Origin of the sequence: Bartonella fuyuanensis, from assembly GCF_014197255.1 — a bacterium.
Lineage (GTDB): Bacteria > Pseudomonadota > Alphaproteobacteria > Rhizobiales > Rhizobiaceae > Bartonella > Bartonella fuyuanensis.
Genome location: NZ_JACIFE010000003.1, coordinates 1 through 26855 on the forward strand (window position 1 = coordinate 1; position 26855 = coordinate 26855).

21 protein-coding genes and 4 pseudogenes are annotated in these 26855 nt (G+C 36.0%); 10 read left to right on the forward strand and 15 right to left on the reverse strand.

Translation table 11 applies throughout. From position 1 onward, the window contains the following. Window positions 1-423 precede the first annotated feature (423 nt). Window positions 424-2409 carry a M23 family metallopeptidase gene (locus GGR08_RS02235; protein ID WP_183193787.1) on the forward strand — a complete coding sequence of 662 codons (1986 nt, stop codon included), beginning with the start codon at window positions 424-426 and terminating at the stop codon, window positions 2407-2409. Between the two features lie 1090 nt (window positions 2410-3499). On the opposite strand, the gene GGR08_RS02240 is transcribed toward GGR08_RS02235, so the two are convergent. The 4 genes from GGR08_RS02240 to GGR08_RS02255 form a co-directional block, all read right to left on the reverse strand. Beyond that, window positions 3500-4924 carry a sensor histidine kinase gene (locus GGR08_RS02240; RefSeq protein WP_183193788.1) on the reverse strand — a complete coding sequence of 475 codons (1425 nt, stop codon included), beginning with the start codon at window positions 4922-4924 and terminating at the stop codon, window positions 3500-3502. Window positions 4925-4996: 72 nt separating this feature from the next. Continuing rightward, complete coding sequence (locus GGR08_RS02245) at window positions 4997-5134, reverse strand: hypothetical protein (protein WP_183193789.1); 138 nt, start codon at window positions 5132-5134, stop codon at window positions 4997-4999. Between the two features lie 15 nt (window positions 5135-5149). After that, on the reverse strand, window positions 5150-5704 hold the full coding sequence (locus tag GGR08_RS02250) for an RNA polymerase sigma factor (RefSeq protein ID WP_183193790.1): 555 nt from the start codon (window positions 5702-5704) through the stop codon (window positions 5150-5152). A 7-nt stretch (window positions 5705-5711) separates the two neighbouring features. Next, the gene (locus GGR08_RS02255; protein WP_183193791.1) at window positions 5712-5915 is read right to left on the reverse strand and encodes a NepR family anti-sigma factor; all 204 of its coding nucleotides are present in this window, start codon (window positions 5913-5915) and stop codon (window positions 5712-5714) included. 168 nt (window positions 5916-6083) lie between these two features. Between GGR08_RS02255 and GGR08_RS02260 the strand changes: the two genes are divergently transcribed. The 7 genes and pseudogenes from GGR08_RS02260 to GGR08_RS02290 all read left to right on the forward strand — a co-directional run bounded on the left by GGR08_RS02260 (window position 6084) and on the right by GGR08_RS02290 (window position 11979). After that, on the forward strand, window positions 6084-6878 hold the full coding sequence (locus GGR08_RS02260) for a response regulator (protein WP_183193792.1): 795 nt from the start codon (window positions 6084-6086) through the stop codon (window positions 6876-6878). Window positions 6879-6900: 22 nt separating this feature from the next. Beyond that, complete coding sequence (locus GGR08_RS02265) at window positions 6901-7914, forward strand: sensor histidine kinase (protein ID WP_183193793.1); 1014 nt, start codon at window positions 6901-6903, stop codon at window positions 7912-7914. A gap of 584 nt (window positions 7915-8498) precedes the next feature. Beyond that, the gene (locus GGR08_RS02270) at window positions 8499-8675 is read left to right on the forward strand and encodes a hypothetical protein (RefSeq protein ID WP_183193794.1); all 177 of its coding nucleotides are present in this window, start codon (window positions 8499-8501) and stop codon (window positions 8673-8675) included. A gap of 501 nt (window positions 8676-9176) precedes the next feature. Next, entirely contained in the window at window positions 9177-9542 is a 366-nt protein-coding gene (locus tag GGR08_RS02275) for a hypothetical protein (protein WP_183193795.1), read from the forward strand. Window positions 9543-9584: 42 nt separating this feature from the next. Next, entirely contained in the window at window positions 9585-10055 is a 471-nt protein-coding gene (locus tag GGR08_RS02280; protein ID WP_183193796.1) for a hypothetical protein, read from the forward strand. A 351-nt stretch (window positions 10056-10406) separates the two neighbouring features. Further along, a pseudogene (locus GGR08_RS02285) lies at window positions 10407-10724 on the forward strand (hypothetical protein); the annotation flags it as partial. A 973-nt stretch (window positions 10725-11697) separates the two neighbouring features. Further along, on the forward strand, window positions 11698-11979 hold the full coding sequence (locus GGR08_RS02290; protein ID WP_183193797.1) for a hypothetical protein: 282 nt from the start codon (window positions 11698-11700) through the stop codon (window positions 11977-11979). Window positions 11980-12171: 192 nt separating this feature from the next. Here the strand turns inward: GGR08_RS02290 and GGR08_RS02295 are convergent, their stop codons facing one another. Both GGR08_RS02295 and GGR08_RS02300 read right to left on the reverse strand, forming a co-directional pair. After that, the gene (locus GGR08_RS02295) at window positions 12172-13545 is read right to left on the reverse strand and encodes a glutamate--cysteine ligase (protein ID WP_183193798.1); all 1374 of its coding nucleotides are present in this window, start codon (window positions 13543-13545) and stop codon (window positions 12172-12174) included. 67 nt (window positions 13546-13612) lie between these two features. Then, window positions 13613-14356 (reverse strand): 16S rRNA (uracil(1498)-N(3))-methyltransferase, encoded by a 744-nt coding sequence (locus tag GGR08_RS02300; protein WP_183193799.1) that lies wholly within the window; start codon window positions 14354-14356, stop codon window positions 13613-13615. A gap of 235 nt (window positions 14357-14591) precedes the next feature. Between GGR08_RS02300 and GGR08_RS02305 the strand changes: the two genes are divergently transcribed. Continuing rightward, window positions 14592-14735, forward strand: coding sequence for a hypothetical protein (locus GGR08_RS02305; RefSeq protein WP_183193800.1), 144 nt, complete (start codon window positions 14592-14594; stop codon window positions 14733-14735). 327 nt (window positions 14736-15062) lie between these two features. Here the strand turns inward: GGR08_RS02305 and GGR08_RS02310 are convergent, their stop codons facing one another. Further along, complete coding sequence (locus GGR08_RS02310) at window positions 15063-16943, reverse strand: AsmA family protein (protein ID WP_183193801.1); 1881 nt, start codon at window positions 16941-16943, stop codon at window positions 15063-15065. Between the two features lie 297 nt (window positions 16944-17240). On the opposite strand from GGR08_RS02310, the gene folD reads away from it, so the two are divergent. After that, entirely contained in the window at window positions 17241-18140 is a 900-nt protein-coding gene (folD, locus tag GGR08_RS02315) for a bifunctional methylenetetrahydrofolate dehydrogenase/methenyltetrahydrofolate cyclohydrolase FolD (protein WP_183193802.1), read from the forward strand. A gap of 101 nt (window positions 18141-18241) precedes the next feature. On the opposite strand, the gene GGR08_RS02320 is transcribed toward folD, so the two are convergent. From GGR08_RS02320 to GGR08_RS02350, 8 genes and pseudogenes are all read right to left on the reverse strand, one after another. Continuing rightward, on the reverse strand, window positions 18242-18493 hold the full coding sequence (locus GGR08_RS02320; protein ID WP_183193803.1) for a hypothetical protein: 252 nt from the start codon (window positions 18491-18493) through the stop codon (window positions 18242-18244). Between the two features lie 275 nt (window positions 18494-18768). Then, window positions 18769-19129 (reverse strand): annotated as a pseudogene (locus GGR08_RS08135) (XRE family transcriptional regulator). A 91-nt stretch (window positions 19130-19220) separates the two neighbouring features. After that, window positions 19221-19457: pseudogene (locus tag GGR08_RS02325) on the reverse strand (DNA adenine methylase); the annotation flags it as partial. Window positions 19458-19769: 312 nt separating this feature from the next. After that, window positions 19770-20522 (reverse strand): 6-phosphogluconolactonase, encoded by a 753-nt coding sequence (gene pgl, locus GGR08_RS02330; protein ID WP_183193804.1) that lies wholly within the window; start codon window positions 20520-20522, stop codon window positions 19770-19772. A 10-nt stretch (window positions 20523-20532) separates the two neighbouring features. Next, window positions 20533-21999, reverse strand: a pseudogene (locus tag GGR08_RS02335) (glucose-6-phosphate dehydrogenase). A 121-nt stretch (window positions 22000-22120) separates the two neighbouring features. Next, window positions 22121-23404 carry an NAD(P)/FAD-dependent oxidoreductase gene (locus GGR08_RS02340; RefSeq protein WP_183193877.1) on the reverse strand — a complete coding sequence of 428 codons (1284 nt, stop codon included), beginning with the start codon at window positions 23402-23404 and terminating at the stop codon, window positions 22121-22123. A gap of 11 nt (window positions 23405-23415) precedes the next feature. Further along, window positions 23416-24843: a glutamine synthetase family protein gene (locus GGR08_RS02345; protein ID WP_183193805.1), complete on the reverse strand. Its 1428-nt coding sequence runs from the start codon at window positions 24841-24843 to the stop codon at window positions 23416-23418. 1636 nt (window positions 24844-26479) lie between these two features. After that, on the reverse strand, window positions 26480-26855 hold a 376-nt coding region (locus tag GGR08_RS02350), incomplete at its 5' end, for a helix-hairpin-helix domain-containing protein (RefSeq protein ID WP_281377796.1).

Consider the following 26855-nt stretch of genomic DNA (forward strand, 5'->3'; position numbering starts at 1 on the left):
GTCAATATCATTTTTTACCTTTTTATCATTAAAACGATAATTAAATATTATAATAAACCAAACCATCTCAAAAAATATCACAATTTAAAAATACTTTCTAAAAATAAACCATGAAAACAGAAAGCATTAAAAAATCCATAGTACCTTACAAAGAAACGATAATGCCCTATTGCACTCCATAAAAATATCAAGTGCATGTGAATGAATTGATGATAAAGACCTTTATTTTACGTTACTTTTTGAATTAACAATAGTGATTCAAAGAGATTCCTCTATATTAGGTATGATTTAGTAAAAACATTGCTGAACAAAAAATTCGCAATTTCTGTAATCGGTGAAAAGAATCAAATTCTTGTAGAAACATACTAAGCTATGCTAGCTTCCTTTATTTAATTTTAATATTGAAGCATATTCTTAAAATCTATGTGGGATAATCAACAACACAAAAACGATCCTGGACAAGACCCTGCTCTTGTTATTAAACGTTTACGACTTGCGCGCCGACAGGTTTCAATCCGTTGGCTTACAGGCACAGTTCTGACGGGAATCACTTCCTGCATTCTTATGGGTATTGCACTTTTTACAGCTCTTGATGAACAACAACGATTAGTAACACCACCACAATGGTTTACAAAAGAAAGTCTCTCACAAGCACAAGATCCTGAAGCCAATGGGTATAAAGGTGATCGTATTTCTCCCACGCATGCACGACAAAGCTTCGACAGGAAACGCCAATTTGAATTATCAATCCTTCAAAAAAAAGGCGATGAAAAGGTCATTCAAACACAACATTTTGAATGGATTCGAATGGCTTTAGCCGAAAAACGCCCCCAGAAATATAGCTATCCAAAATTTGATTCTTTAAGCATTCTTGCCAGTGATTCAACAAATCAAAACGTCAAACCTCAAGATTCTGGGCAAATTTATGGAGCAAAGGTCGAAACAAAAATCACCTTACGCAGCTATGATTTTAGGATAGATCAATTCGATTTCGATGACACCGATACCTTGACAGATGAAGAAGCACAACAAGAAATACAAAAAGCGGGATTTACTTTAGAAAAAAGCACAAAACTCCTTTCACTTCTCCCACTGATCGATCCTTCAAAATTCGAAGATGTATCCTCCCCTTCCCAAGAAACAGAATCCCCTGAAGTCCGCATCGTTCAAGAAAATGTAACCGTTTCTCCTCAAAGTCATCGGATTGATCTGGCAAAAAACTATGTTGAAGATATTATTCCTATTCGTAAAAAACAAAAGATAGCCGATGCTTTTAAAAAAACCAGTTATACAAAAGAGCAAATTGAACAGGTTGTCAAAACGCTAAAAAAAATTAATCTTTCCGATACCCTAAAAGAAGGAAGTCTTTTACGCATTGGTGTTGTGACACAAGCTGGAGAAGAAGATTATCTCGTACGCGTAAGCATTTATCAAGGGATGTATCATGTTCTTACCATTGCCCTAAATGACAAAGGCCAATTCATTGAAAGTACAGAGCCTAAAATGTCTAAAGCACTTAAAACTGCTTTTCAAAATGGTATTCCACATTCTTATATCAATAGTGCACAATTACCAACAGCTTATGATGCACTCTATAGGGCTTTGCTAAGCCATAATCTATCACAATCTCTTTCTCATCGTCTTATTCGTCTACTTGCCACCAATGTTGATATGAAAAGCCAAATAACACCCAATGACCAAATTGAGATATTTTATGCCATACCACAAAGAGATAAAGAAACCCAAAACGGCACAAAAAATTTGAACGCAAAAGAACCATCCAAGAACATTGATCCGGAAATTCGTTATATCAGTGCGACTTTTGGGAATACGACTTATAAATATTACCGTTATCAGCTAAAAGATGGAAGTGTTGATTATTATGATTCTGAAGGGAAAAGTTCAAAGCCTTTCTTGCTGCGCAGACCCACACCAAATGGCATTTTTGGCTCTCCCTTTGGACCGCGTAGACATCCTATTTTAGGCTATGTTCGCATGCATACGGGCGTTGATTGGGTTGCTCCTAAAGGCTCACCCATTATTGCTGTAGGAGATGGTATTGTCACAAAAGTGGGTGTAACAGGTGGCTATGGAAATCATACGGAAATTCAACATGCCAATGGATATGTCAGCAGTTATTCACACCAAAGCCGTTATGCACCAGATATCAAGCCAGGCGCAAAAGTACGACAAGGACAAATCATTGGATATGTCGGAACAACAGGAATGGCAACTGGTCCCCATTGCCACTTTGAAATCATTGTCAATGGCATCAAAGTTGATCCTATGCGCATCCGGATGCCGGATAGTAAAGCCTTAGTCAATCAAGACCTCCAGATATTCCTCCAAGAAAAAAACAATATTGATTCCTTGATAAACAGCCCAATAACACCTGCTGAAGACACTTAAAAGCTTAGAACATTTAAAAAATATGCTTTAGTGCCTTTTTCAAAGAAATTCTACACTTTAAATCTTTGTCAAGAATCCTCAGAAAGCAACCACTTAAAACAGCTTAGCCATGATCAGAAATAAAACGCCTGCCCTTATTCATATTTCCGCATTATAGAGAAGTCTTCAAAATACTAACTCTATCTTGTGTATTTTATCAAAGGATAGAAATCTCCTTGCAATAAAATTCTAATCAAAGGTGATTCCGCTCACAGACCAAAGATTCTTAATCCCTATCATGCAAAAAACAATTCAGTTTCTTGTTGAACAGATTTCACCTGTTGAACATTTACTATGCTATTCAAGCTTCAAAAGAAAGTGTTTCATGAATTTTACGAACTTTTACCTAAAAATTTTTATAAAAACACCACAGATTTAAAGTTTTACAGACCTTACCAAAAATAACAAAACTTGAAAAACAATGTTTTCTCAAAAAAATAGAACTTATCAAGATACAATTATTGCCTTAAAGAAACGAATATTCAAAATAAATTTAAATTTTAACTTAAGTCCTTCAAAGCTATAAAACAGCTAAAGCAGGGGAATTTTGAAAGCTGATCATAAGCATCAACAAAGCAAAAGACAAAAAGAGAAAATCCAATATTACACCAAATTACCCCACAAGATGCAATAATACATTGATTTATATAGATAATCTATCGTTATTCAAATTGAATCAAACCCCAGAATATCGTATGGTTTTCTCATGTCAAATCTGTGTATGTTGCATCAATCAAAATCACTTGCTTGCATGTCACAAGCAGTGCTGGATGTGGGTAAAAACTGAACAAGAAAGGGCTAAAATGCTCTTATGAACCATCTTAAATGGCAAGAGCTGTCGCAACATTGGGGGCTAGCAAAGTGTGTGATGATGCTGGCTTGCAGAAACAAAATTGCCTTTCTTAGAAACGATTGACACTCTAAAATGTGTTCACGTTCTCAAAGCTCTATTTTATTCTGCTCTTGTAAAAAGGCATTCTCCCCACACATTCACGATGAATCAGAGCAAGCTTACCACTGGCAGAGAAAAAAAATCTTCTCCTTTGAAAAATCAGTCAGAACTTTTTTTTGAACCATTCGCAGTAAGTTTTGGCAAAGGAATGACAATCTTCGTCCCCCCTAAAGCAGAAGTTTCAAACAGAGGTTTTTCACCAAATTGCATACAAAGCTGTTCCACAACCACACGACCAAGCCCTGTCTTTTGTTCTAAAGTTTGGCTCTTCATACCTATGCCATCATCTTCTACAATAAGCACCAATTGACCATTTGGCATAGGTCCAAAGGAGATATAAATATGGCCCGTCCGTTGATCAGGAAAGGCATGCTTTAAGGAATTGGTCAGCAACTCACCAAGGATAATTCCAAGTGTTGTTGCATCTCTTGAAGACAGTCGACAATCTTTAAAAGAAGTATGAATAGTAATGTTTTCGCGCAATTCAAAAGGAACTGCCAATTCGACATCATGCACAACAGAACTGAGAAACTCTGCCAAGAGTGTCGTTTCCATATCATCACTTAAACGCAACCGACGATGTGCTGTGGAAATTGTCTGAATACGATCACGTGCAGCTCCCAGAACAGAACGTACTTCTTCATTTTTACTTCGATTTAACTGGAGCCCCAGCAAAGAAGACACCGTGCCAAGAGAATTGCCAATACGATGGCTTGCATCCTGCAATAATATTTCAACACGTTGACGTTCTTTTTCAGCGTGATTGCGTGCTTTTTCTAATTCTTGTGTTCGTTCTTTCACCCGTGCTTCTAAAGCTATATTTTCGCTATGAAGCAGCAATTGATACAATTTTAAAGAGCGCACATCACGCTGAAAACGATTAATAACAAAATAGGCAGAAATAAAGGTACTCACAACAGAAACAATAGCTGCCAATGTTAAAGCAGCACGCATCAATGCGATACCCTCACGTTTTTTTTGTCGCACCACATCATCGCTGTTTACAAAACTTGTCATCAATTGCGCTAAACGTGCTACTGGAATCTTTGAGCCTTCCAAAGAGACGGCAAGTTGAGAAGATTGATCAGGAAATGTATCAAGAGCATGCATATGGGCATTCATAAATGCTTTTCGTGCTTCAACCTCTTTTTTAAAATCCGTAAACCATTCATACCATTGCGGATGCGCATAAACAATAAGTGCTATATAATCGAGAATATCCCCCAATTCCCGCTCTGCATTTTCAAAACGTATTTTATCTTCTGTCTTATGGGTTTTTGCGTAGCTGCGATCAGCAACGGCCATATCAATCAAGCTAATAAGGACTAAATCAGCCTGCTCGCGCAATTCTGAACTTGTATTCAACTGTGCAACTTCTCGATCAACGGCATTTGAAAGCAACATAATAAAAACCGAAGCCAAAAGAGCCATAACGAGAGAAACAACAATCGCGACCCACTGCCAGCGTGATATTGTTGCATGCGAAGAAGGTATTTGAGGCAGCAAAGTTGTCTTTGTTGTCATAAAATTTCCATTGGCGCACTTGAAAGACGTCATTTTTCAGCACAAAGGAAGGCAGTCTTATGGAACATAAAATCAAAAGCCCGTGAGCAAATGTTCTACAGGCTTTTCTTGTATTCCTAAGGATACACGCCAAACACTCTGAATTTCCTCAGATACTGACTTTACTGTAATAGCTATAACGGGAATAAAAAAAACAAGGTTATCCATCATAATTATTATGCTTTTTTAGCCGTTAAATGAACACAATGTACTCCCAGCTGAATAAGAATCGGGACCATAATCGGATTCACCGTTGATATTAAGAAGTTCCTGTAATCGATGACGCGCCCTACTTACCCGGCTTTTAATGGTTCCAACAGCACAACCACAAATAGCTGCAGCATCTTCGTAAGAAAACCCTGAGGCTCCAATGAGAATAATGGCTTCTCTTTGATCGGCAGAAAGCAGATTTAAGGCTTTTTTAAAATCTTGCAAATCGAGTAATCCATATTGAGCCGGATGAACAGCGACATTTTGGGTAAACACGCCATCGGTATCTTGAATTTCTCTTCCATTTTTGCGCATTTGGCTATAAAATTCATTACGCAAAATCGTAAAAAGCCAAGCTTTAAGATTGGTTCCCATCTCGAAACTATCTTGCTTAGCCCACGCCTTCATAACGGTATCTTGAACCAAATCTTCAGCTTTATCGTGCTTTCCACTTAAAGAAACAGCAAAAGCCCTGAGAGCTGGCAACACCAAAAGGAGTTCTTGTTTAAAGTTTTTCGCGCACTTTGACATAAAGGACTTAAACCTTTTTCACATTTTTAAAGTCAAATTGCTCTACGTGCTCCAACCTCTCTAAAAGCTCGAGCAAACACCGTGGCAGCGCTTCTTCCTGAATTTCCATGTAAAATTGGCGTAATTTCCGTGCTATTTCGCTATTGACCCCGAGAAGATCATCTGCAGCTTTAAATTGCCCAGTGAGATTTTTTTCATCACGGTCGTTCATTTTTTATCCCCCTAATCCATATAATATCAATAGCACCGAGAAGAATTTTTCGCCTTATGGTTGTAAATATAACTGTTGGTAAAAAGTTCCATACAAATAAAGGAACTTTTTTATCTGCTGAGAATTTCAACCAACAAAATGCTTGAAAGATCAAAGGAGTTATAAATTATGTCATTATCAACACGCATTGCACCGCATCTTCCCTATCTTCGACGTTTTGCACGCTCTGTCACCGGTAGCCAATCCTCTGGTGATGCTTATGTATCAGCGATGTTGGAAGCACTCATTGCTGACATCTCTATTTTTCCCAAAGCCTCCAGTGACCGGATTGGCACTTATTGGCTTTTTTGCCACCTTTTTGACCAAACCACTCCGAATATTCCTGAACCATTGCCACAATTTGGTCTTGAACAAAAAACCAGTGCCAAATTATCTTATCTCACACCCCGTGCACGCCAAGCATTTTTACTCATTGCAGTTGAAGGATTTCATGAACAAGAAGCCAGTGAAATCATGAATTTAGATACGAAAGAATTTCGCAAGCTTCTTACCCAAGCATCAATTGATATTTCTCAACAAATTGCCACTGAAGTAATGATTATTGAAGACGAGCCTCTTATAGCACTTGATATTGAGCAAATGGTAGAAAGCCTAGGTCATCATGTCATAGGAATAGCGCGAACACGTGATGAAGCTATCATCATGTATCATAAGAAAAAGCCACGGTTAATTTTGGCTGACATTCAATTAGCCGATAACAGTTCAGGCATTGATGCAATTAACGAAATTTTGAAAAATGACCGTATCCCGGTGATTTTCATTACGGCTTTTCCCGAAAGGCTCCTCACAGGCGAGCGTCCAGAACCGACTTTTTTAGTGACCAAACCTTTTAACCCTGATATGGTAAAAGCACTTATTTCCCAAGCTTTATTTTTTCAAGAGAATGCTTCTAAAGCGGCTTAGAACAGAGTAACATTTTAAAACTATGATTGTTACGCCTCTTTCAAAGTCTCCTATGGATAGATCTCATATTAGCGCGCTCATGCAAGCAATTCGTGGTGCTGATATTTGTGTGCTCTATCAGGCAACAAATCTAGTTTATTTATGGTCTGAAAACTTACCGCAACATTTACATAATAAATGGCGGATTGGATGTCGTGACAGCGACGTTTTTTCTCTTGACCTTGCAGACAATATGGAAACCATCAAACTGCAAGTTTTAGCCAGTGGCAAAATGCAAACTGTTGAAGCACGTTTTGAAGATACAAGCAAACAAGAGATTTGGTACAAATTTTCTATTGATTGCCACCGCAATGATAACGGAGACATTGTTGGTATTATAACCACTGGCGTTAATATTTCCGGCTTACGCCGCCGTGAACAAGTGCTTAAAATCCTCCTCCGAGAAGTAAGCCACCGTTCTAAAAATCTTCTAGCGATCATTCAAAGTATTGCCAGCCAAACTGCACGCTATACTGAATCTCTTCAGGTTTTCTTGCGCAAATTTCAAGGTCGTCTTCATTCCCTTTCTCATTCTCAAGATCTGATCACGGATTCCGATTGGCGTGGTGCTCAATTTCGCGAATTAGTCCAAACCCAAGCTTTCGGCTATTTAATGAAAGAAACAGAACGTTTTTCACTTGAAGGCGTGGATCCTTATCTTTTTCCCAATGCTGCTTTACACATTGGTTTGGCTTTTCATGAACTAATTGTCAATTCTCTTTCTTTTGGAGCCTTATCCCAAGAAAAGGGTAGCATCTGTGTACGCTGTGAAATCGAAGCAAAACTGAATGGCAAAACGCAACTTGTCATCACTTGGAATGAAAATTTTGAATCCAGCATCCCTCCCACAAACAATAAAAAAGCCTGTTTTGGCAGTGCAGTTCTTGAAAAAATTGTTCCCGTTTCCGTCAATGGTTCGGCTTCCTTCAACATGACAAAAGAGGGGATTGTTTATTGCCTCTCTGTTCCTGATGTTTATTTTGATATTTTATCTTAACCTTAACCGAGTATTTCAAACAATAAACAAGGGAAATTTTCTCTTTTCAGAAAAATTTTTAATCTATTCTCTTAAGCACAAAGATATTTTCCGTCTCTTTAAACCACCCTCTCTCGTTCTCCCCTAACGATGCGAACTTAATCGCATGAAAGGTTCATTACCTTTCTTTTCATCAACATCCATAGCTCCTACAGTCTCTTTAAGACAGAAATTAAAACGATTAAAAGCAAGCAATTTCAGATTTCATATATCTGCTTTGCTTTTGATAATCTTATGCCAGACCAAAGCGAACCTATTATTCCTCTCTTTTTAATCTAATTTTCATAATAGATAAGCGATCTTATTTTAGAAGAATTTTGGAAAAATATGAAATTTCAAAGGTCTAAACTAACATCTATCATTACTATACAACATATTGATTTGTAGTTATTCATCTTGAATCAGAACCCTGATATCGTCAGCTTCTCTCATTTCAAATTTGTTTATGTTGAATCAATAAAAACCTCTTGTTTGCCCATCAAAAGCGAGGCTAGCGTGTGCGCAAAAATTATCCAAAAAAGGTATGCCTCTTCTAAATCGTCTTAATGAAACAGCTATTACACCATTGGGAATTAGTCAATTGTGATAGTTCTGGCTTGTTTTTTCATAAGCGTAAAAATGGAGGTGCTCAATGGCTTTACACTCTTTACGAATACCATCGTGCAATAGGCCTGGGTGCACTGAGCGATATCTCTTTAAAACAAAAGCAATTGACGATGTAACGCAATAGCGTTTTATTTTCGATGAAAAATATACCTTAATTAAGAAAGGCCATCACCAAAAGCGTGAAGCAATGTGCAATCTCCATTCTTTAAAAGATATTGTTCCGATATTTTTGAAAACCATAAAGCCAAATTAAAAGACGACGGCAAAGCTGAGGATTGGTTTTCACCTTTAAGACTTTCTTTTCTTTTAAAATTAAGCCCGCCTTTTTACCTCCCACACACTCCTTTTTGCTTTATGAAAAGCCCAGCTGAACATTCTAACACACTTCCCCTATGTTGCATAGCTTTTAACATTTGCGAGCATTCATAAGAGGCATTTTAGTCTTTTCTTCAAATATTTTTGACCCCTCCCTCCCTTTTATAACACAGAAGCAAAAGATTTTGATTGATTGCATAGAGAGCGGAACGAAAAAACTTTAAAAACATTAAAAAATGAAAGAACTTTTAATCTGACAAATTGGAGTCCATCTTATCAACCTGTTATTTGGAAAATAATTTATGAATTCCCTTATTTTTATTCTCTTATTAGTTTCATGTACGGACGATTTTAAGAGTTGCTATTCGAACAATACAATGGTTAAAATCTACCCAACTGCTCAAGCATGTGAACAAGCCATGGTACCATCCACAAAAAAATTTGCGCTTTATGGGCAACAAATTTTTGCCCAATGTATAAACGTCCATGCCAATTTACATCAACAAGAAGTAAAATTAATCTGGTCTGTAACAAATCACGGAAATTTCCTGCTTAAAAGCCAAAACGTAAAGGATAAGACGCCTACAGTCTCCAAAGAAGAGATCTTCCCAACATCGCTACCTCTTATGCCTTTTTCTTCCACAAACCTCTTGCACAAAAAACTTTAAAAGCATAAACCCATCAAATTTCAAAAAATAATCAAGGAAGATATGATGGATAATAAGCTAATACCACCTTCAAAAGACCATCACACAGATCAAAGTACGCTGCCTCAAGATTTCCCCTTAGATCCTGCTGTAGAACGGGTAAGAAAAAAACTTATGGGCTTAATGATTATTTCCGTTTTAATAACGCTCTTCCTTATTCTAACTGTCCTGTTTTTCATCATTTATAAAGTTATAGCCACCGGATCCGCGCCAAAACAAACAGAGCTATCTTCTTCTCCCAGCAAAAGCCCACACATTATCCATCAAACACTCTCCCTACCGGAAAAAACACAGATTTTGTCGCAAAGCCTCTCAGAACACAATATCGTCCTGAAAATTTTAACCCCCGATGGACAAACGAAATTTATGATCTACAATTATCACACCGGTGTACTGATTGCCGTTCTTTCCATTGAAACCACAGAAAAAAATATCAACGACAATGTCTCATTAAACAAACCAACATCACCATAAGCGCTTCCATAGCATTTTTGAGAGCTAAAATTTTCTCTGCTTAAAGATGTTTTTACACAGAAACAAAGAGATTTCTACCGTTCTGTATCTCCTCACCGAGATCAAGGGAAAGAATTCATCCCTTCTTTCAACTTCTTATGACGCATTCCCCTTCTTAAAAAACCTACGAAAATCAAATGAACGCGCAAGAAATACATCTTCTTAAAGCTGAAAATATTGATTTATAATGATCATTTATTTTTTGCATGCCAAACAAGCCTCTCACATACCCTAAGATTCTCTTATTTCAAATCTATTCATGATAAACTTCATCCAAATCATTCCCTCACATCTTATAGCAAAGATCCTAGTAAAAAATCGACCCTTTCTGATTATTGGGGCATTTGGGCGAATAATATTGCTGAGATTGCTCAAAATCATATCAATCATCTTAAAGATATTCTTTCTGATGAGAAAAGCAAAGCGCAGTGTGCTTTTGATGCGTTTCATAAAGAATTAAAGAGCAATTTAAACGACAGCATTACGCAAGAGGAAGCCCTTGAGATGTTAGGGCAACATCTTGTCACCCGTCCTGTGTTTGAAGCCTTGTTTGAGGGAAATGAATTTGTCCAGAACAACAGCATCTCGCAAGCGATGGAAAGGATTTTAAAAGAACTCGATAAAACAAATTAAGGCTTGCACTTTTAGATACTCTACTTTGGATTGCTTTAAGACTTTTAAGAAACCCACTCTTAAAGTGAATAGGCTTCTTTCCATTGCCTTTAAGAGATTATACCGTAATCTAAAATGAGTGCTTTATTGTTTTCAAAAGCTTTGTTTAAACAGAGTTATCTATATATTCATTTTGCTTAGAGATTTTGAAAGTTTCTACAATCCCCTTCCTCAAAACATAGGTCATTAGTTGAATTTATAGGTTGCAATGTTGATATAGATTGTCTTTTGAAAAATTCATAAATTAACATATTGAAATATAATAACTTTTATACTAACAAAAATCTATTAAAAGGGATTTTGTTCATCTCTATAATGATCAGTTTCTATAGAGATGTTTTTATAACAGTCTCTAAATTACAATGATCATATATCCTATTTATCGTTTCTCTTATCAAAATGAAAAATAACACCATAGCTATAAAGCATATAACAGTTAGAAAGAATGCGTAAAAACAGGAGCTTTGTTTGAATAAAGCAAACATGCAAATGAATGCGTTAATTCTAAGAGCGCGGTGCTTATTAAGGCTGTTTATATTAGAAATCCTTATCAATAAAATTCACAAAAAAATTAAATTTCATTTAGTAAAAAAGGCGATAAGTTATAAAGATAAAAATGCGTTTTATGAAAGCGTTTCTCAATATTATAAATATACATCAAAATATAACGCAATTGCGTTATAAAGCTTTTAATACAACTTTAAAAGCACATAAATATAAAAGAAGCAATTAATATGCACATGCTAAGCTCAATATACAAGCTATTTAAAAATATAAAACATTATTTAATAATAAATATGTGTTTTGTTATATAAATAATCAATTGATTGAAAATATTAAACATACAGCGGATAAATAACCAAAAATTTTTATTTCCTTTATACAATTCTATTATTACAGCGCTTTATATTATTAAGTGTATGTCTATCGGATGTATTTATGCTATACAGAAGCACATGTGTATGATAATGCGCATATTTCTTATAATGCTTGGGTTTATAATTATGCAAAGGTTTATGGGCATGCTCAAGTTTCTGGTTCTGTCTGTGTTTACAGCCATACCAAGATTTATAATCATGCTATTGTCAAAGGTCATCCTAAAATTTATGGTAATGCAAAATTCAAGAGGAAAAGTAAGGTAAGTGTCGTTCCCTCAAAATATAAGGTTTATAAAAACAATAATATTCTCAAGATTACAAATACAGACAAATAAATGACAGCATGGAGGCACCTTCCTTAATAGGTATAACCTCATTATAAAGAGAACAGTGCTCAAGAGATCTTTATATTGTATCCTTTATAAAAAAGGTTAAAAGCAAAAGTGGATATTCTCACTAAAATAAGTTGGTGAACAAGCCACCATGCTAATGTGTATTAAAAAAAGACAAAGCGTCTTTACCTCAATTTAATAGGCATATTCTAAAAATAAAGGTTCTACAGACTCATTCCAAATAGAATGGTAATAGGACAGCAGTCTTTCAGCATCTGTTTGCCCTATTGCAATAACCTCTTCTAAAGGATTAAGAAAGTTTGTTTCATCAAAACCATTCACATCATACTGTTTGCGATTTCTTAAGCCCTTGCGTGAAATAGCAAGAGCCTGTCGAGCTAATTCTAAAAGAATGGTTTGACGAAAAGGAGTTCTTAACCCTTCTTTGGGAACACGTTGGCGCATATCTAAAACTTCTTCAAAACACCAATCTTTTGTCAAAGCCTCTGCCTCATTAAGTGCTTCTCTATCATAAAGAAGCCCCACCCAAAAAGCTGACAACGCACAAATACGCTTCCAAGAACCGCAATCAGCTCCTCTCATTTCCAAAAATCTTTTCAAGCGAACCTCAGGAAATAATGTTGATAAATGATTAATCCAATCTCCCATGTTTGGAATTGAATTTGCAACTTGTCCTTTTAATGCTCCATTTACAAACTGACGAAACGTGATATGCGTACAATCATAATAACGGCCATCACGCACAACAAAATACATTGGAACATCAAGGGCCCATTCAACGTAATCAGCAAAACCAAAACGCTCAGAAAATATAAAGGGAAGAACACCTGTTCTCTGATTATCCGTATTACGCCAAATTTCAGAACGCCAAGATAAAAAGCCATTTGGACGTCCTTCTGTAAAAGGTGAACTTGCAAATAATGCAGTCGCAATCGACTGTAATTTCATGGATACTTGCATTTTTCGCCGCATATCACTTTCAGATGAAAAATCAAGATTAACCTGAACTGTTGCTGTGCGATACATCATATTAAGACCACTATGGCCCACTTTCGGCATATAATTAGTCATAATATGATAGCGTGACTTAGGCATTCGGGGCGTTTCAGCCAAAGTCCACTTTGGACTAGCACCAAATCCTAAAAAACCGATCCCTAATGGTTCTGAAATTTTCTTGAGAAGAGCTAAATGCTCCATTAACTCGTTATAAGTATGACCTACTGTTTTTAATGGCGCACCAGATAATTCAAACTGTCCCCCAGGTTCCAAAGAAATAGCCCCCTGATCAACTGATCCGACAAGCCCAATAATATTCCCTTCATCTAAAACAGGTTTCCATCCTAAAGCACTTTGCATCCCCTCTAAAAGCGCTCGGATTCCTCTCTTACCTTCATAAGGAACAGGAAGAAAACCATCTCTATAAAACGGAAATTTTTCATGTTCTGTACCAATACGCCAATCATCTTCTGCTTTATACCCCCGTTGAAAATAGGTAACCAAAGAATCTAAGTTATAAATTTCACTTTCATCCATCCTATCAAGCGCCATAACTTATCGTATCCTATCATTGGTATCATTATCTTAAATGAATCGTTTAGAATAATTTACAAACTTCTTAATCCATTGACCAATCCCCTATTGTAGCATTAAGAAGAGCTAAAGCAGCAACAGCGGCAGTGTCAGCGCGTAAAATACGTGGACCTAATGAGATTGGAACCACAAAAGGGTATTTTTTTAAAAAGCTTCGCTCTTCTTCACTAAATCCACCTTCTGGGCCAATAAGAACACCAGGCATTGTAACTTTACGTCTCTTAAAAGACGCTAACGGATTATGCGATTTATACGCCTCATCACAAAAGAATAAAGGCTGTGTCTCATCCCAACGTGCTAAAAACTCCGCTAATGATAGAGCAGATACGCATTCAGGAAGAGATAAAATGCCACACTGTTCAGAAGCTTCAATAACATTAGCTTCCATACGCGCCATATTGATACGCCTAACCTGCGTATGATGCGTTATAACAGGCTGCAAAATCGATACTCCCATTTCAACAGCTTTTTGCACCATATAATCCAACCGTGCATTTTTGAGTGGAGCAAAGCAATAAATAAGATTGGAATGTGTCGTTTGTAATCTTTCTTGACGGATAAGCTGAACCACAACAAATTTTTTCTTAGCAATAGTCAGTTTAGCAAGCCATTCACCATCCTGTCCATTAAAAAGTAAAATTTCTGCTCCTTCTTTCATCCGCAAAACATGCACAAGATAAGAAGCTTGTGCTCCCCCTATCTTTATTTCTTTATTCAAAGCCAATGTCTGTCGGATAAATAATCTTTTAAGTTTATAATTTATGCGCATAAAAACCTTGCTAAAGCCCACTATCGTCACCGAGAAAATGAAGAGAAACATATAACAAAAAGAAAAAATTATATCTATAGAACTAGAATATATTTAAAAATTATAAAGTTTTTTAGCTTTATGAGATGATAACAAGGAACCTATAGATCCTTAAGTGATTCTGCTTTCATAAAAGTTTAAATAGTACACAAATCATCTTTGCATTCAGTCATTGATGCATCAATGGAGGAAAAATATGTCTGCTAAAAAAGCTACGATTATTACGATTATAACGCTCTTAGCTTTTATTTTGATTACAATGGGAATTGGCTCTGTTGGAGCAGATGGAAAGCATAAAATTATCAAAGACGGCTATGGTATTTCTTCTGAGTTTCAATAAGTATTGGCCAAACCAACATCCTCTTATAAATCTAGCGCAACAAAAATATTTTTAGCAATTTTCTAAGATCTGCACCAATATTATGAATCGCTTGTTCTTACAAAATTCCATAAGAAGCGTTTTTATTCCTTTCTTCAATCGTTTATCTACAGACCAACCGCACTTATGACTCAGAGGATAATCCTTATGGCTTCGTCACGAATAGATTTAAAATGAGAAAACCTTATGATATTCGAATTTCTTATTTAAATTTAACAACAACCTTAAATTGGAAATAAACGAATTATCATTTATAAAATAGAATGTTATCCAAATGAAAAACAATTCTCAATCTGTTTCAATATCTTTTGTAATCAAAAAGTTATCATAATTTTGTCCTTTAGAGCTCAAAGTAAATGTAAAAGGCTGTGCAAGGCTGTTAGCCAAGCATTGAACATCTTTACATAAAGTTTCTGATCTATAATTTTTGCGTAATTGTGCCTGTAGTGTCAATTCATTCTGTTTCCTTTGAGCAATAGCAGTTTCAACTGTTCCCTGAATGGATAAACTCAAATCTGCTGTACGCATCACTGAATCTGTCACTTTCATCACACCTTCTGAAAAATTTGTCTGAATATCCCAGTGATCAAAAGTTGTTGAGAAAGAATCTCTATTCGCTAAAAGAAATTGTTGTTTATTTGAAAGTTCTGTTTGTAATTCATTCAAATCATATCCTAATAGTCGACCAGAAGACATCTTTAGTGTTAATTGACCCCGCATTTTTGTAAAAACTTCTGTCCAAGAGTCAGCAAGTGTTTGTATTGTTGCGGTGAAATTTGTTTTACTTTGGATAAATGGAGTAAATCCCAAAGCTTCTAGAGCTACCTGCGTATCAATAGATGCACCTGAAATATTTCCTCCAATACATATTTTCTGTTTAGCTGACGTAATTTCAATATTACTTTGAATAGATCCACCAAAAATATTTGCACGCCCAAGATCAAAGATACCATGTCCATTTCTTATTTGTATTGCAGCAGCTAAATTTGTGAATGAAATATCCCCTATTTTAGCTTTTGGTGCAGAAAGTCGTATATCCACCCCAATACGATCAAAAATTGTCATATCAAAGAATGGATTGTCATTTTTATCTGAAAAAAACATTGAGCTCAAGAAGCTAAGATCTACGTTATCAAATGCTAAAGAGCCTGTAGTGTTTGGCACATAATCTTGAAAATCAAGTTCTAAAGCGCCACGTGCGCTGGTTTTCCCCATCGTAAATGTAACATTGTTCATTTGAATATGCATTGGTTGCACTAAAAAATCAGATTCCCATACAATAGGGGTTTTCAACTTCTGGCCCCAAAACTGATTTCCACCAACCCAAGATAATGTTTGATTCCATCCCGGAGAACGCATCGATACCTTTCCATCAAAAATATAATATTCAGATAACTGAGCCTGACCTGTAAAAGTTATTCCCCCACGTACAGAATTGAGACTTGCCTTAATCTGACTTTTGCCTCCTGCAAGAAACAGCAACGCTTGAGAAACATCAATTGATAACTTTGTAAATTCTCCGCGCCAACGAGCATCGGCATGCAACCGCACTTCCTGGGTCGATTCTGCCCAATCTAAAGTCGCATTTAATCCTGTTATTTTTTCTGCTACTCCCGAAAACCTATTGTGATACACAAGAACACCATTTTCAATGACAATCCGCCCAAAAGGTTGTTTTAAAAGATGTTCTAATTCTGGATGTTCAGGATTATGTTTTAATATTTCACGTGCATTGCCTATCGCTAATCCTAATGCACCTTGTGAATGAGAAAACCTATCAAAAAAATCTGTCATTGTTTTAACGGGCTTTTCCATAACAAATTGAGGCCGTATAATCCGCGTCTCGGAAAAAGAAACATATCCCCAAAGAAGATCTACCAAAGAAAGATCAACTTCTATTGATTCAACTTCCATGAAAGGCGCAACACCATCCATTTTTGATGTTAAAGTAACGCCGGAAAGAAATGCTTTAGGATAAGGAAAAAGATGTAACTGCGGTGGATCACGCAATTGTACACTATAACCTGTCCATGCACTCAGATCCTGCGCTAAACGAATACGAATCGCATCCGTAGAAACAAGATAAGGTAAAACGAGGATCCCCCCTCCAAATAAAAAGATAATTATAATAAAAATTCCGCTTAAAAATTTTATTATTCCAATGCGCACAATATTCCTCTACACTTATTCCCCTATAACAATTAACTATAAACTCAAACAATCGTTAAAAGGTTTTTTTATAACTCTATAATTTACCTTTGTATCTCCATTATTTTTGCTCTTTATTCAAACAGCAATGTTGCTGTTTTTTTATAAAGCAACCATTTAAAAGGCTTCTAAAATTATAAATCCACAACATTTTTAAACCATTCTTACTGTTCCCATATGAGTATTGCTATTAAACCCTATCGCATTATTAGAAAATACTTTACAAACAACACATGGCCTTATCGAAAGGATCTCTTAATGAATAATATTATCGACGGGAAAAAACTTGCTGAAAAGATTATTGTGAAAGTCAAGGCTGAAACAATAAAGCTCCGCAACCATTATAATATACAACCTAGTATTGCTGTTATTATTGTTGGAGATGATCCTGCAAGCCAAGTATATGTCTCCTCAAAAACTAAAAAAGCTGAAGAATGTGGATTTCTTTCAGTCAAACATATCATTTCCAAAGAAGCGCAAGAACAAGAACTCCTTCAACTTATTGCAGCATTAAACTCCGATCCCAAAATTCATGGTATTTTAGTACAACTACCTCTCCCTGACCATATAAATACAAACCGCATCACACAAGCCATCGCTTTCCAAAAAGATGTTGATGGTTTTCATTACATTAATGTAGGAAAACTCGCAACAAATGCACTTGAAGATGCTATTATCCCCTGTACACCAGCTGGTGCGATGATAATGATCAACCAACAATGTGGACAAGATTTATCTGGACTTGATGCGGTCGTTGTTGGACGCTCGAACATTGTTGGGAAACCTATGGCTGCCCTTTTAACAGCAGCCAATGCCACTGTGACAATGGCCCATAGTCGTACCAGAAACCTTGATGATGTGTGTCGAAGTGCTGATATTCTCGTAGCAGCTGTAGGCCGTCCACAAATGATTCAAAAAGACTGGGTGAAAGATGGTGCTATTGTTATTGATGTTGGTATTAACCGCGTTTCTGCCCCAGAAAAAGGTGTAGGGAAAACACGTCTTGTTGGTGATGTCGATTTTGAAAAAGTAAAAGAAAAAGCTGCTGCAATCACCCCTGTTCCAGGAGGTGTTGGCCCCATGACAATTGCTATGCTCATGGTTAATACGCTCAAAGCCGCTGCACAATTACACAATCTTCCTATACCAAAATTCTAAGACTTATAATAATTCATTGTGCATGATTTTATTGCACAGATTCATCTTGTTTATTTTTGCATCCTTCCTATTATAAAACAAGATGCCTTTGCTCTATATAATTAAAGAATTGACAGAAAAATATGGAAAAGTTCGCATCCAACACCAGGTTTATTTTTTGAACGATCAAGAAATATGATTGTTTGCGTGTTAAATTTTTCTAAATCCTCCAAAAGAATTATTTTACTCCCAGAAACATCAAAGAAAACAATGTCACCATTCTGAAAACATGCAATGGGGCGGTTATCCAAAACTTCTGGTGTCACACAAATGGCAATAGGGACTTTTCCTAATGCCCCTGTCATAAGACTCATCTATCAATGCTTCCTTTTGACCGCAATCTTGTAAAACTCCTAAAATGGTTGTTAATTTATGCGACTCTAGCATACCATTGTTTTTGATCCTTTGAAAGCAAAGGACAACAGTGAATTCCCTATCACGCAATGCTCCAAATTTAAAAGATTTTTATAATTCTTCTTGAGGACGATAAGCCTTCTTTTTTATTTATATTACTTATTGATTTTATATGTTCTTTTTTATATTTTGGGTACCTATCTAAGAATTTAAAAATAGAATTTTTAAACATTCTCTACACAGTAGCATTTTCTTTTAATTCGTTAATTTGTTCTAATAATTGTTGGAATGATGTTAAGTCATCTTGTGAACAAACATCTAATATTCTAGCAAGCATGCCAATAATTTCACGACTTAATAGATTAAAAGGTTTGATCGAAAAACTTGTGCGACAAGCAAATGAGATGCTGTCACTTAATCTAAAGCGTATCGTTCAATGATTTTTTCTTCAATACCAACAAGTACAGACTTTTTATCAATTTCTACAGAAAACAAAAATGCTCTACAGATATAACTAATTTCTTAGCTACATCTAAAAAGCACTCGGAATGATCAATGCGAAGCTTACGTAAAGTTTTTTCAAATGATGTTGCAATTTCATGCGCTTGTTTTAAAGAGACATCTCTCAAAGCACCCAAGCCTATTTCAGAACTGCATTCGTGAAATGGGCTTGGGAGCATGACGAGAGATTTCTTTCAAACAAACAAACCACTCCAATCGTTTGGCTAAATCATCAAAGTCATTTTGAACACATTGAGATAAGTTTGTGATCTCTCCATTCAGATCATTAATGATCAAATATTTCGCTGGTCTTTTATTCAGAAAAATAACATCTGGACCTAAAAATGGCTCAACATAAGTTTCATGTGCAATATTATTTAAAATTGGTATAATTTTCTTACGCAAACAGTATTTACCATCCATCCACGCAAACTGAGCTGAAAATCTACCGTTCGATGGTGTGATAATACTAATATTTCAATAATATTTTCCTTCAAACATTCTTTATCTATTGCACTCCAAGCAACAAAATCATGAGCCTGATTAGCACATCCCTCAAAACTCTACTTAAGGCAATGAATCTGTGCTTTTACACTACAATCTCATAACTTTCCTAGGTTGCTCGAGAATATTCATAAATCCTTCATATAATCGTGACAATTATCTTGGAAAGTGTTAGAGTTATTCTCCTCTTTTCATTGGTGTTCTCCTCTATTAATGAGAAAGATTACATTTCTATTCACCTTGTCTCTCATATTCTGATTCACTTATTTCATTTTCTGCAGGAGACCAATAAACCTGCACAAGATGAGGAGAATTACGCAAAATTGTCCGAACAGGCATTTCTATTTCAGGCCCATCTTGACAAGCTTCTTCAAAGCAATCGCGTTTTTGAAAACCCTCGAAATGAAGAATAATACAACGCGATTGCAGAATAACTGGCAAAGTTAATGAGAGCCTTGACTCAACAGCACTCTTGGCATGAAGGGGTAAAACAAGTGCCTGGGTTCGAAGATCAAGCGCTTGCTTTAAACGATCAGCATCAGGAAAAAAGGACGCCGTATGTCCATCAACGTCCATTCCTAAAACAACAACATCAAAGGGTTTAGGCAAAGCATTAATACGGCTTGCCGCTGAAAAAGCAGCAAGTTCAACAGTAATTGCTTTATGATAAAGTCCTACAAAACGCGCTTTTGCAGCGAAATTTTGTAACAAATGACACCGTACCATATTTTCATTTGAACGTTCATCGTGCACAGGGACAAAACGTTCATCAACCAAAGTAATAATGATATTTTTCCAATCAATATCCGCTTTTGACAAATAATAAAAAAACAATTCTGACGTTTTGCCACCAGACACCGCTAAAACTGCTCGTTTGCGCTCAAGAACAGACACACTAAGCTCTGCTGCCACTCGGTCTGCTAAAGCCAAAGCTAAAGTCGTAGGTGTTTCAAAATCTAAACGATCAATATTTATTCTATACATGCTTATTGCTCTAAACTAAATTATTTCCATACACGTCCATCATATTCCATGAAAATCATCGCAGCGGAAGACCCCCATGAACCAGTATTAAACCATAAACAGGCTGTTTTATTTCTTCCCATTCCTCCATCATTGGATCAATCCAACACCAAATAGCATCAACTTCATTACAATGCATAAACAGGATTTAATCTCCACGAACAAAGTCCATCAATAAATATTCACAAACATCTGGATTACACTCAGTAAATGCGAAAGCAAAACACATATCTAATGGAATATGATAAAACCCCATGCCGCCATAACTTGGGTCTTTCATTATCGACCATTGTTTTAAACCTTCATCAGGTTGAAGATGAATAACAAGCCAATTAGAAAAAAAATTATCTAAATCCATATCAAAAATATGATAAAGAATAGACTTAAAAACAACAACGATTTCAAATATTCGCGTAAACATACGCTGACCTGTTCGTAAATAAAAAGGCATCTCGGTCCAATGCCAGTTATCCCTCTTAACTTTAAATGTAACGAATGTTTTGCTCTCACGAGCTCTTTCCAGATCATCAAAATAAGACTCTAAAGATATACCATTTGATAGACCAGCAAGACATTGTCCACGGACAGTATGTTGCTCTACAGTATGCACATCAAGAGACATTAAAAAATGCAAAATTTTAAGTTTTTCATTATAAACAGCATTGGCACTATTGATAAATGGTATTTCCATCGCCATCAAACAAAGCATTTGCAGCATCTGATTTTGAACTCTATCGCGTAAGACATTAGTATTCTCATAATATTTTATACGCTTCTCTAATTCTAAAAATTCAGCAAATATTAGCAAATATTATTTGAACACGATTAATACAGTTGGATTTCCATAGAGATTCATAAAGTCTATTACCAAATCGCAATGCTATTAAATTTTGAACCATTTCCTTCCCAAAATAATGATCAATGCGAAAAATCTGTTTTTCATTAAAAACGCTTGAAAAGACATCATTAAGCGAAACGGCTATTTTTACATCACAACCAATCGGTCTTTCAATCATAATCGGTATTTGTAATGTTACAAAATTATTTTTCCCTCACTCCACCGCAATATCAGAAAAAAGTGACAAGCCAACATGCAAACAAAAAGCTCGAAGAGCAAATAAATCTTGTGAAAGAAGAAGTACTAAGTCCTCTCACCCCCGATTAGAGGAAACGTCAACAGAAACATAGCTTAAACGTGCAAGAAAACAAAAGAGACCTTTTAGATGGATATATTTTTCAAGAAGCACCAACAAAATTTTGATATTCTTCACGATTTAAGGAAAGTGTGCGAAACCTCTATAGTCCGTGTTGGTTTACTAAATTGCCCAACACACTGACAAGGATACAAGGCTGGCAAAAGTTTACGCGACGCCAAATCACTATTGCCACACAAAATAATACAATCAACAGAAGAAATTGGAATAATTTTACACACCATAAACTTTTTTGTTTTTTCATTCGATTATGAAATCTTATCTCGCTTCTACAAGTTTTTTTTCATTAAGGCAGACAAAGACTAAATAAGCCATTAACTTTTTTCGTTTCAAGCAATATTCCTATTAAAAACGATCCAGTAAAGAAAACCAATACATTGCTAAAAATACAAGCGGATAACGTAAAACTCTTCCTCCTGGAAAGGATGAAATCTTTAAATCCTGAAAATAAGCAAAACGTTCATGATTTCCAGTCAACCATTCTGCATATAATTTTCCCATAAAAGGGGCAAGCATAATGCCATGCCCTGAATAACCGCCACAATAAATCATCCTTGAGAAAAGTTGGCGAACATAGGGCAGACGCTCAACCGTAATAGCTACCGTTGCCCCCCAACGATGACTGAGATTGATAGATTGTAATTGAGGATAAATTTCAACAATTTGTTGTTTTATACGGTCATCTAAATTTACAGGATGCTTATTATCGTAACTTTCTACCCCACCAAATAATAGACGATTATCAATGCTTTTGCGAAAATAGCGAACCATAAAACGGGAATCATCGACAGATTCCCCTCCCATGAGAATTGAACTGTGTTTTGGTAATGGTTCCGTTGCTCCAATATAAGACCGAATAGAAACAATATTTTTTTCAACAAAATGCTGAAGTCCAAGTTTATACCCATTCGTCGCAAGCAAAACATGTTCTGCTGTTATACTTCCTTTTTCTGTTATCACTTTCCAATGGGCTCCCTTGCGCGCCACGGCTGTTACTTGTGTTTTCTCATACAGCTTAGCACCAGCATCTTTGGCTTTTTTTGCCAATCCAACAATCAATTTTAAAGGATTTATATGGCCAGTATCCGCATCATAAATACCACCACAATAAAAAGATGATCCAAGTCGCCTAAATGTTTCAGCCCTATCCATAAAAGTAAGAGCATGATAACCATAACGCTGCATCACCTCAATATGCCGTTGATAAGAAAGAAGCTCACGCCTTTTATGCGTTACAGAAAGCTGTCCTGCCGTAAAATCACACTGACAATCGGGCATCGCACATAAAGATAAAATATCTCTTTTAGCCTCTTCTGCTAAATCAAACAGTGCCTTACTGCGCTCAAAGCCATATTTTTTCTCTAGTGTTTCTACCCATTGCCGTTGCCCTGTTCCCAGTTGTCCACCATTGCGCCCTGAAGCACCATCGCCAAAACGTGATGCTTCTAACACAACAACATCCACTCCAGCTTTCGCTAAATGATAAGCAGCTGAAAGTCCCGTAAAACCACCTCCAACAACGACCACATCACATTTTTTGTGTTCACAAAAAGATGGATAAGAGAAACGTTCTTTTAAAGTAGCTTCATACCAAGAAATTCCTGGAGAAATTAGATTATCATCGATCATCGTCATAAAATTTAAACATTCAGCAGGAGATATTCACGTTCCCACGGACTAATGACTTCCATAAAAGTTTCAAACTCTTGCCGTTTGATTGCAGCATAAGTACTGACAAATACATCTCCTAAAATAGCATGTATCGCTGTATCTTGTTCAAACAAATTGACTGCCTCAATGAGTCCCCGCGGTAACTCAATATTATCAGCATTTACATTATTTGCTGTTGGCTCATCTGGCTCAATTTTTTGCTGCAAACCAATCAGACCACATGTCAAAGAAGCAGCAAGAGCTAAATAAGGATTCGCATCTGATGAAGGGAGTCTATTCTCAACACGCCGTCCCTGTGGAGAAGAACGAGGAACACGAAAAGCCGTCGTACGATTGTCATATCCCCATCGCAAATTAACAGGTGCCGAATTATCAGGAACAAGACGTCGATAAGAATTCACATAAGGAGCAAGCATCACAAAAACCCCTGGCATATGTTTTTGCAATCCACCAATGAAATGGCGAAAGTAGACGCTTTCTTCACCATTCCCTTGTGTAAAAATGTTCACACCTGTTTTCTTATCAACAACCGATTGGTGAATATGCATCGCAGAACCTGGCTGCCCTTGAATAGGTTTTGCCATAAAAGTTGCATACATGTTATGTTTCAGTGCTGCTTCACGAATTGTTCGTTTAAACATAAAAACTTGATCTGCTAATTCAATCGGATCACCATGACGTAAATTAATTTCAAACTGGCCTGCCCCTTCTTCATGAATAAGCGTATCAATTTCCAATCCTTGTGCTTCTGAAAAATGATAAATATCATCAATCAAATCATCAAATTCATTCACACCAGCAATTGAATAGCCTTGTCCCCCACCAATTGAGCGCCCAGAACGGCCAACCGGTGGAATTAACGGATAATCAGGATCAGGGTTTTTTTGTACCAAATAAAATTCAATTTCTGGAGAAACAACTGGTCTTAAACCCCTTTGTTCGTACAAATGAACCACCGTTCGTAAAACATTGCGTGGTGTGTAATCCACAACCTGACCATTTTGATACACAAGATCGCAAATCACCTGTGCCGTAGGAGCATTTTCCCATGGTACAATGCTTAACGTAGAAAGATCAGGCTCAAGACGTAAATCTCCATCTGTTTTAGGATATTCAAAACCATGACCATCTTCAGGATAATTTCCTGAAATTGTTGCCATAAAGACTGCTGAAGGCAATGCCAATGATGTTTCTGATGTAAATTTTTTAGAAAGCATCATCTTACCTCGTGGTACTCCTGCCTGATCAGGAGTAATACATTCAATATCTTCTACCTTACGGAAAGAAAGCCATTGTGAAACTTGTTCCCAATTGTTCACACCACGTAAACTTTTAAGAAAACGAGAGACAGATTTTAACTTCTGACTTTTCGTTTGTTTACTATTTTTTACAGCCATAACCTACCAACTTAAAAAACAAGAAACTCCTAATTATTGTATCAGCCCCAGCATAAACGATACGAAAAAAATTTATCAACTGATATTTTTAAAGAATGCTCTAACTTTCATCAAGGTAAAGAATCTTACGCTCAAGCTATCCTATCAACTATAGTGAAAAATTGGTCTTGCATGCGATACATCGATGCTAACTTCTCCTTCATATAAACAATGAAAAATGCCATAGTGGATGTAATCCAATGCCGATTCAAATAATCATACATAAGTAAACTTGGCAAAAATAATAAAGGCGAGATACTTAATTTCCTTTTGGCTTTAGCAGTGCTTAATTGAAGAAATTAACAACAGAGAGGGCAAAATTGTTTGTCAAGGACTGGTGATCATTTACCTAATGTCTTTACTTTACGCGATATTCATCAAAGATGCATAAATACAAAACGTATCATATTGCAAGCGCCCTATTAAAGATATGAAAACTATCAATAGAAACATAAACGATAGGTATAAGCTTGATAGCTTGATCATCATTCACTTGAATTACAGAGCCTATAAACGCTTTTCGTTGTTATTAAACGTCTCAATAAACGCCCTCATTTATGAGGTAGTTATTTAAAACAACGAACATGATGCATCTTTAAAAACGTTTCAATAGACTAAGCTCAAAATTGATCTGAGTGAATTCAAATAACGCATTATCTAAAATCAAAACCTATCAAACAAATCAAAATGCTTAATATTTTTAATAGAATCCGTTTTTTACATTTACAAGCGTTTGTTTTCAAAACAATCTCTCATAAAACAAGAAACAACTGCTTTTATCAAACGCAAAGCTTTAAAAACTGTTATAAATATCCGTTTCAAAAGTTTCTCAATAAAGATCTCATTTTATGTTTAAAACATTTAAACATGCACTCAAAGAGGTTCTCATAAACATTCTTTCATTTTGCACTCAAATATAGCCTTTTTGCAAATTAATTGCTCTCTAGTTGGCTGGCAAAATTAACCTCCCAATTTTAGGGCATTAACTTTAGAATAGAGCATTCTTTAAACATTGTCGCTTTTGTATAAAATTGAAAAAACTCCATGCCTTATGATGTTACAATGATTTTGAAGTTTGTTTGCTTTCGTTATATCACTAAAAAACTTTTGAGTTCATAAGATCTAACATTGTAATTTTCATTCGATATGTGATGATACTATATTTATGCTGATATTTACACTGATTATTTATCGTTTTCTAAACTTTTAGAAAGCGTTTTAAAAATGATCTTGTCTTTAATCTTTTAAAGAAAGATAACCTATAGATTTCATATTATAGTATTCATCAATATAGTCTCAAAAGGAGATTAAATAAATTCAAGAAATATTTTTAAAAATACCGGCATAAATGAATAAAACAATGACATTCCATTCTTCATAAAAGACCTCCCTGTTAAACTATACGGGTATAATCTTCTTTTTGCCCTCTCACCTATTCCCACTCAAGAGATAATCTCTTCTGCTGACATCTTTTGTCAAGTGCCTTATGTTTCTCATGAAAATTCAAAGGAAACACAAAAACCTTCTTAAGAAGAGATGATTTACCATCACGGATACAACACCGTCATTACACGGGCTTCTATAACCTTCTAAAGATTCACACATTTTCTTCTGCTGAAGACGCCACCACACGCCGACGACGGATCTTTCTTTGTATCCCCTCACCTATTCCAGGCAAAGAAGAAACCTCTTCTTTTGATGTTGATTCTCCCCCATTGTTAAAATTTTCTGGTGTTGCGAGTGTAAGCTCAAGGGATGATTCATTTTGAGTCCGTGTAGCACGTCGGCGAGAACGACGTATTTTTTTGACAGGTTCAATATTTTCCTGAGAAAGAGATTGTTCTTGCTCAGTTTTGTTATCCGATAGAGTCGTCTCTAAAGCATTTTCATGCTCATCCCCATTTTGCGTTTTATCATATTGACCATTACCATTTTTCTGCAACGGCATCTGTAATCCATCTGTATTACTATCG